The organism is Shimia aestuarii, assembly GCF_900114635.1.
GTDB lineage: Bacteria > Pseudomonadota > Alphaproteobacteria > Rhodobacterales > Rhodobacteraceae > Shimia > Shimia aestuarii.
This window is the reverse complement of the sequence record NZ_FOTQ01000025.1, coordinates 1-7,342: the sequence shown is the minus strand read 5'-3', so window position 1 is coordinate 7,342 and position 7,342 is coordinate 1. Positions and strand designations below refer to the sequence as shown.

Annotated in this window: 7 protein-coding genes; all 7 read left to right on the top strand. The window is 60.6% G+C overall.

Annotation, left to right across the window (positions count from 1 at the left end; genetic code table 11):
* The first annotated feature begins 24 nt into the window (after window positions 1–24).
* The 7 genes from BMZ35_RS20535 to BMZ35_RS20505 all read left to right on the top strand — a co-directional run bounded on the left by BMZ35_RS20535 (window position 25) and on the right by BMZ35_RS20505 (window position 7,340).
* On the top strand, window positions 25–1,203 hold the full coding sequence (locus BMZ35_RS20535) for an acyl-CoA dehydrogenase (protein WP_093096787.1): 1,179 nt from the start codon (window positions 25–27) through the stop codon (window positions 1,201–1,203).
* Between the two features lie 97 nt (window positions 1,204–1,300).
* A complete protein-coding gene (locus tag BMZ35_RS20530; protein WP_093097281.1) occupies window positions 1,301–2,731 on the top strand; it encodes an aldehyde dehydrogenase family protein in 1,431 nt (476 codons plus the stop codon).
* Between the two features lie 6 nt (window positions 2,732–2,737).
* Window positions 2,738–3,844 (top strand): butyrate kinase, encoded by a 1,107-nt coding sequence (buk, locus tag BMZ35_RS20525; protein WP_093097278.1) that lies wholly within the window; start codon window positions 2,738–2,740, stop codon window positions 3,842–3,844.
* A 26-nt stretch (window positions 3,845–3,870) separates the two neighbouring features.
* On the top strand, window positions 3,871–4,761 hold the full coding sequence (locus tag BMZ35_RS20520; RefSeq protein ID WP_165610152.1) for a phosphate acyltransferase: 891 nt from the start codon (window positions 3,871–3,873) through the stop codon (window positions 4,759–4,761).
* The gene (locus tag BMZ35_RS20515; RefSeq protein WP_093097272.1) at window positions 4,758–5,633 is read left to right on the top strand and encodes a 3-hydroxybutyryl-CoA dehydrogenase; all 876 of its coding nucleotides are present in this window, start codon (window positions 4,758–4,760) and stop codon (window positions 5,631–5,633) included. Before BMZ35_RS20520 ends, BMZ35_RS20515 begins: the two co-directional genes overlap by 4 nt.
* A gap of 22 nt (window positions 5,634–5,655) precedes the next feature.
* Window positions 5,656–6,414: an electron transfer flavoprotein subunit beta/FixA family protein gene (locus BMZ35_RS20510; RefSeq protein WP_093096174.1), complete on the top strand. Its 759-nt coding sequence runs from the start codon at window positions 5,656–5,658 to the stop codon at window positions 6,412–6,414.
* On the top strand, window positions 6,414–7,340 hold the full coding sequence (locus BMZ35_RS20505; protein ID WP_093096169.1) for an electron transfer flavoprotein subunit alpha/FixB family protein: 927 nt from the start codon (window positions 6,414–6,416) through the stop codon (window positions 7,338–7,340). Before BMZ35_RS20510 ends, BMZ35_RS20505 begins: the two co-directional genes overlap by 1 nt.
* The last annotated feature ends 2 nt before the right edge of the window (window positions 7,341–7,342 follow it).

The window sequence follows — 7,342 nt, the reverse complement described above, 5'->3', positions numbered from 1 at the left end:
CTCGCCCCCCAATCGAAACCCGACCTGAATGCCTTCAACTGGGAAGATCCCTTCCTGTTGGAAAGTCAGCTGCTTGAAGACGAGCGGATGATCCGTGATGCGGCCAAGGCCTATTGCGATGAAAAGCTGATGCCGCGTGTGACGGCGGCGTTCGAGAACGAGCAGACCGACCCCGAGATTTTCCGTGAAATGGGCGAAATGGGCCTGTTGGGCACCACGATCCCCGAGGAATACGGCGGCATTGGCGCGGGTTATGTGAGCTATGGCCTGGTCGCGCGCGAGGTTGAGCGGATTGACTCAGGCTACCGCTCGATGATGTCGGTGCAAAGCTCGCTGGTGATGTACCCGATCTATGCCTATGGCAGCGAAGAGCAGCGTCAAAAATACCTGCCCAAGCTGGCCAGCGGTGAATATATCGGATGTTTCGGCCTGACCGAGCCGGATGCGGGCTCTGATCCCGGCAGCATGAAGACCACCGCCAAGAAGGTTGACGGCGGCTATGTGCTGAACGGATCGAAGATGTGGATTTCCAACGCGCCGATCGCGGATGTGTTCGTGGTCTGGGCCAAATCGGATGCGCATGGCGACAAGATCCGCGGCTTCGTGCTCGAGAAGGGCGCCAAGGGTCTGAGCGCGCCCAAGATCGCGAACAAGGCCTCGTTGCGGGCCTCGATCACGGGTGAGATCGTGATGGACAATGTCGCGGTGGCTGACGATGCGCTCCTGCCCAATGTCGAGGGTCTCAAGGGGCCGTTCGGCTGTCTGAACCGGGCGCGCTATGGCATTGCCTGGGGCGCGATGGGCGCGGCCGAGTTCTGCTGGCACGCGGCGCGTCAATACGGGCTGGATCGCAAGCAGTTCAACAAGCCGCTGGCGCAGACGCAGCTGTTCCAGCTCAAGCTGGCCAACATGCAGACCGAGATCTCGCTGGGCCTGCAGGCGGCGCTACGGGTGGGCCGGTTGATGGACGAGGCCAACGCTGCGCCGGAGATGGTGTCGATCATCAAGCGCAACAACTGCGGAAAGGCGTTGGAAATCGCCCGCCACGCGCGCGACATGCATGGCGGCAACGGCATCAGCCTCGATTTCCACGTGATCCGTCACATGGTCAACCTGGAAACCGTGAACACCTACGAAGGCACTCACGACGTCCACGCCCTCATCCTCGGCCGCGCACAGACCGGACTGCAGGCGTTTGCCTGATTTCAAAACACGCCTGCCCCGCGCTTATCCTAGCGGCGGGGCAGTCCTTACCGGCCCGGTTTTGTCCGCCCATTTGTCCTAACTCCGCGAGCTTGTCATGAAAAAGAACCTTATTGCCGGCCAGTGGCTGGACGGTGTCGACGCGTCTGAAAACCGCAATCCGGCGAATATTTCCGAAGTGATCGGGCACTATGCCCGCGCTTCCGCAGAACAGGTTGATGTCGCTGCGACGGCAGCGCGCGTTGCCTTGCCCGGCTGGGCCAACGCTTCGCCCCAGGTGCGATCGGATCTGCTCGAGGCGGTTGCGCAGCAATTGCTTGCGCGCAAGGACGAGATCGGCACGCTTCTGGCGCTCGAAGAAGGCAAGACCCTTGCGGAGGCCATCGGGGAAACGGTTCGGGCCGCCCAGATTTTCCGCTTTTTCGCAGGGGAAGCCATTCGTGTGGCCGGTGATGCAATCGCCTCGGTCCGCCCGGATGTGGATGTGGATGTCATGCGCGAACCGGTTGGTGTCGTTGGCCTGATCACGCCCTGGAACTTTCCGATCGCCATTCCCGCCTGGAAGATTGCTCCGGCGCTGGCCTATGGCAACACCGTGCTGTTCAAACCTGCCGATCTGACCCCGGCCAGCGCGCATGTTTTGTCAGAGATCATCTATGATGCTGGGTGTCCCGCCGGGGTGTTCAACCTTGTTATGGGGCAGGGGTCTGTTGTGGGTAATGCGATCTCAACCCATCCGCAAGTGGATGCCATTTCCTTTACCGGTTCGGTTCCGGTTGGGCGTGGGCTGGCGGTCACGGCGGCGCAGCACATGAAGAAGGTCCAGCTCGAGATGGGTGGCAAGAACCCGATGGTGGTTCTGGACGATGCGGATCTGGATATCGCTGTGCCTGCGGTATTGAACGGCGCGTTTTTCTCTACGGGACAACGTTGCACGGCGTCGAGCCGGATCATTGTTCAGGCCGGAATTCACGACGCGTTTGTTGATCGTTTGTCCTCCGAGATGAAAACCCTCAAGGTTGGCAACCCGCTGGATACATCGGTTCAGATCGGCCCGGTTGTTTCCGAGAAACAGTTGCTCTCAAATCTCGACTATGTCGCCATCGCGGGGGCAGAAGGCGCCGAAGTCATTGGCGGTGAGCGTCTGAACCGGGAGACGGAAGGATACTTCCAGGCCCCGGCGATGTTCGTGAATGCGACAAACGAGATGCGGTCGAGCCGTGAGGAAATATTTGGTCCCTGTGCGTCGATCATCAAGGTTGCAGATTTTGATGAGGCCCTGTCCGTGGCCAATGATACCGAGTTCGGTCTGAGTTCGGGAATCTGCACAAGCAGCCTGAAATACGCGCGCGCGTTCAAGCACAAAAGCCAGGCCGGTATGGTCATGGTGAATCTGCCAACGGCGGGTGTTGATTATCACGTGCCCTTTGGCGGTCGGAAAGGGTCTTCGCATGGATCACGCGAGCAAGGCCGGTACGCGGTAGAGTTCTATACAGCCGTCAAAACGGCTTATAGTTTCGCAGGCTGAAACGACATGTCGCGCGATCTTATCCTTGCGATCAATCCCGGCACCACGACCACACGTTGTGCGCTGTTCGAGCGGCGAGGTGAGGGGCCGCAAACCGTTTGTGAGCAGACCCTCGAACATGACGAAACGGTCATGGCGGGGTTTCCCAGCATCGCGGCGCAGCTGCCCTATCGCACGGAATGCGTTTCTGCGTTTCTTGCTGCGCAGATGAGTGAAACCGACAGGCTGGTCGCCTGTGCGGGGCGAGGCGGAATGCTTACCCCCGTGCCGCCGGGCGTGATCGAGGTGAACGCAGAACTTGTTCAATTCGCGCTCTACACCCCTACGTACCATCACGCCAGCAACCTCGGCGCGCCGCTCGCCGCGGGGATTGCATTTCAACATGGCGTGCGGGCCTTTGTGGTGGACCCGGTCAGCGTGGATGAATTGCCTCCGGTGGCGCGGATTACCGGTTGTCCAGAGCTGCCTCGGTTCAGCTTTGTTCATGCGCTGAATATCCGTGCATGCGGGCGAAAACTGGCTGCGTCAAAGGGCAAGTCTCTTGATGAAACGCGGGCCGTAGTCGCGCATCTGGGTGCCGGTTTTTCGATCGCAGCCTTGGTTGACGGACGCCTTGTCGACAGCTCGAACCGCATGGAGATATCGCCGTTTACACCGGAGCGCGCGGGCGGTTTGCCACCGCTTCCTCTGATCGAGCTTTGCTATTCGGGCGCCTATTCGAAAGACCAGCTGCTGAAAAAGCTCTATGGCAAAGGGGGTGTGTTCGCCCATCTTGGCACCAAGGATATCCGCAAGGTCGAAGCCATGGTCGATGACAGCAATGAACGGGCCCGGTTGGTCTATGACGCCATGATCCTGCAGATTGCCAAGGCCATTGGTGCCATGGCTGCAGTGGCTGACTTCGATCTGGACGGGATCGTCCTCACCGGTGGGCTGGTCAACAGCCCTCGCATTGTTACCGCTTTGACGGAAAAGGTTGGCAGTATCGCGGATATCATCGTCTATCCCGGTAGCAATGAATGCTTGGCATTGGCCGAAGGGGCTGTGCGCGTGCTGGCCGAAGAAGAAACGGCGATGACGTGGCCGGTTCAGCCCTTGGCAGAGGCGGTGTGATGTCGGGCAGCGGGTTCGCGCAATTGATGGCTCGATTTGCAGATGCAGGACGCGATATCGGCTTGTGTGTTGCGGGCGGAAACGATCCGGAGGTTATCAATGCCGCTGCGGATGCGTTGCGTCTTGGCCTTGTCGGGCGCGCCGTCGTGACCGGAGATGCGAGTTGGATTGCGCGGCACCTGCCTGTGGACGTAGCGAAACAGGTTGATTTGCGTGACGCCGAAACGCCCGCAGAATGTGCCGAAAAGGCCGTTGCGGTGGTGCGCGCGGGCGAAGCTGGCATCCCGATGAAAGGTCATGTGGACAGTACGTCCTATCTGCGCGCAATCGTAAGCCGCACAAACGGTCTTCGCGATGGGGGGATTCTGTCCAACGTGACCGTGGCGGAAATGGCGTCCTATCCCAAGTTCCTAGCCGCGACGGACAACGGCATCGTTCCGGCCCCCGAGCTTGACCAGAAGAGACAGATCATTCTGAACACGGCCCCTCTTTTTCGTGGGCTTGGTGTGGACCCGGTCAAGGTCGCCGCCGTGGCAGCGACCGAAAAGGTATCCGACGCGCTGTCAGCGACGCGCGATGCAATCGCGCTGAGCGAAGAAAGCCGCGATGGGAAATTGCCGGGTTTCGTTGTGGACGGGCCGTTCGGCTATGACGTCGCGGTTAGCCGTTCGGCGGCGATCAGCAAGAAACTGGATCAGTCGGAGGTCGCTGGGATGGCTGACCTCTTGCTGTTTCCGACAATCGAGGCGGCGAATGCCGTTGCAAAATCCTGGAAGTTCCACGGTCAAGCCGAGACCGGATCACTGGTGCTTGGGGCAAGAGTCCCTGTGTTGCTGAATTCGCGTTCGGATTCCGCCGCGCGCCGTATCAATGCACTTTTACTGGCTCTGGCTGTGAAGGCGGGAGAAACCAAATGACGTTTCAAACAATCGGGGTCATCGGCGCCGGACAGATGGGCAACGGGATTGCACAGGTGTTTGCCGCCTCCGGGTTCGACGTGCGCCTGAACGACCTGTCGGGTGAAGCGCTGGAAGGTGCGGTTGCGCGCATATCCAAGAACCTGGATCGCCTGGTGGCCCGTGGCAAAGCGACCGATGACGAGAAAGCTGCCATAATGTCACGGATCGGCACGACAACCGATCTGGGGGACCTTGGCGAAAGCGATCTGGTGATCGAGGCGGCCACGGAACGCGAAGACATCAAGTCGCGCATCTTTTCCGATCTGCAACCCTCCCTGCAGCCCCACACCATTCTGGCCAGCAACACATCATCCATCTCGATTACGCGTCTTGGCGCCGGGACGGACCGCCCCGAGCGGTTTATCGGTTTGCACTTCATGAACCCAGTCCCGGTCATGAAGCTTGTGGAGCTGATCCGGGGCATCAATACATCCGAGGAAACCTACAGGGCGATGCTTGGCCTGATCGAGCGTATTGGCAAGATTTCCGCCAGTGCCGAGGATTATCCCGCGTTCATCGTGAACCGTGTTCTGATCCCGATGATCAACGAGGCCGTCTATGCGCTTTATGAAGGTGTCGGCAATGTGGCCAGCATCGACGCAGCCATGAAGCTGGGCGCCAATCACCCGATGGGGCCGCTCGAACTTGGGGATTTCATCGGGCTGGATACCTGTCTTGCAATCATGAACGTGCTGCACGACGGGATGGCAGATACCAAATATCGGCCCTGCCCCCTGCTGACCAAATATGTCGAAGCCGGATGGCTGGGCCGAAAGGTCGGCCGCGGTTTCTATGATTACCGGGGCGAGACCCCGGTGCCCACCCGATAGTTTCAAGAGGAGTCTACCGCCGATGAAGGTACTTGTGCCTGTGAAGCGCGTGATTGACTACAACGTGAAGGTTCGTGTTAAGGCGGACGGGAGCGGAGTTGATCTCGCCAACGTGAAGATGTCGATGAACCCGTTCGACGAGATTGCCGTTGAAGAGGCGATCCGCCTGAAAGAGGCCGGCAAGGCCGAAGAAGTTGTGGCCGTGTCGATCGGCGTCAAGCAGGCCCAGGAAACGCTGCGCACGGCGCTGGCGATGGGCGCGGACCGTGCGATCCTGGTGGTTGCTGCGGATGACGTGCACACCGATGTTGAGCCGCTGGCGGTTGCCAAGATCCTTGCCAAGATCGTCGAGGAAGAGGCCCCCGGTCTGGTGCTCTGCGGCAAGCAGGCGATCGACAACGACATGAACGCCACCGGCCAGATGCTGTCGGCGCTCTTGGGCTGGTCGCAAGCGACCTTTGCCTCGGACGTGGACATCGACGGCGACACCGCCGTCGTGACCCGCGAAGTGGATGGCGGTCTGCAGACCATCAAGGTGTCGACCCCGACCATCATCACCGTCGACCTGCGCCTGAACGAGCCGCGCTATGCGTCGCTGCCGAACATCATGAAGGCCAAGAAAAAGCCGCTGGATGAGAAAACCGCTGCCGATTACGGCGTCGACGTCTCCCCGCGTCTTGAAATCGTGAAAACCGAGGAACCGGCCGAGCGTGCCGCCGGGATCGTGGTGGGTTCGGTCGACGAACTGGTTGCAAAACTCAAAGAAGCGGGGGCTGTGTAATGGCTGTTCTTCTTCTCGCAGAAGTCAACAATGGCGAACTGGCGCTGGACGCCACCGCCAAGGCTGTCACCGCGTCCAAGGCGCTGGGTGACGTGACCGTTCTGGCCGCGGGCGCCTCTGCCGCAGCGGCGGGCGAAGCCGCTGCCAAGATCGACGGCGTGGCCAAGGTTCTGGTCGCCGAAGACGCCTCGCTGGGTCATCGCCTCGCGGAATCCACCGCCGCGCTGATCGTGTCGCTGGCCGGCGATTACGAGCACATCGTGGCCCCCGCCACCACCGACGCCAAGAACGTGATGCCCCGCGTGGCCGCGTTGTTGGACGTGATGGTGATCTCGGAAGCCACCGACGTGGTCGACGCCAACACCTTCGTGCGCCCGATCTATGCCGGCAACGCGATGCAGACGGTCAAGTCGAACGACGCCAAGAAGGTCATCACCTTCCGGACCTCGACCTTTGACGCGGCCGGTGAAGGCGGATCCGCTTCGGTCGAAACCGTTGGTGCGGCCGCAAATCCGGGTCTGTCGGAATGGGTCGAAGACAAGGTTGCCGAAAGCGACCGCCCCGAACTGACCTCGGCCGGCGTTGTCGTGTCGGGTGGCCGTGGCGTGGGTTCGGAAGAGGACTTTGCCCTGATCGAGAAACTGGCCGACAAGCTGGGCGCCGCCGTTGGCGCGTCGCGCGCTGCCGTGGATTCGGGCTACGCTCCGAACGACTGGCAGGTGGGTCAGACCGGCAAGGTCGTCGCCCCCGAGCTCTACATCGCCGTGGGCATCTCGGGCGCCATCCAGCACCTCGCGGGCATGAAGGATTCGAAGATCATCGTCGCGATCAACAAGGACGAAGAAGCCCCGATCTTCCAGGTCGCAGACTTCGGCCTCGTCGCAGACCTCTTCGCAGCCGTACCAGAACTCACCGACAAACTGTGAGG

Coding starts and splice junctions, on each gene's coding strand:
- BMZ35_RS20510 (WP_093096174.1), top strand. CDS start 5,656: ATGAAGGTACTTGTGCCTGTGAAGCGCGTGATTGACTACAACGTGAAG.
- BMZ35_RS20505 (WP_093096169.1), top strand. CDS start 6,414: ATGGCTGTTCTTCTTCTCGCAGAAGTCAACAATGGCGAACTGGCGCTG.
- BMZ35_RS20520 (WP_165610152.1), top strand. CDS start 3,871: ATGGCTCGATTTGCAGATGCAGGACGCGATATCGGCTTGTGTGTTGCG.
- BMZ35_RS20530 (WP_093097281.1), top strand. CDS start 1,301: ATGAAAAAGAACCTTATTGCCGGCCAGTGGCTGGACGGTGTCGACGCG.
- BMZ35_RS20515 (WP_093097272.1), top strand. CDS start 4,758: ATGACGTTTCAAACAATCGGGGTCATCGGCGCCGGACAGATGGGCAAC.
- buk (WP_093097278.1), top strand. CDS start 2,738: ATGTCGCGCGATCTTATCCTTGCGATCAATCCCGGCACCACGACCACA.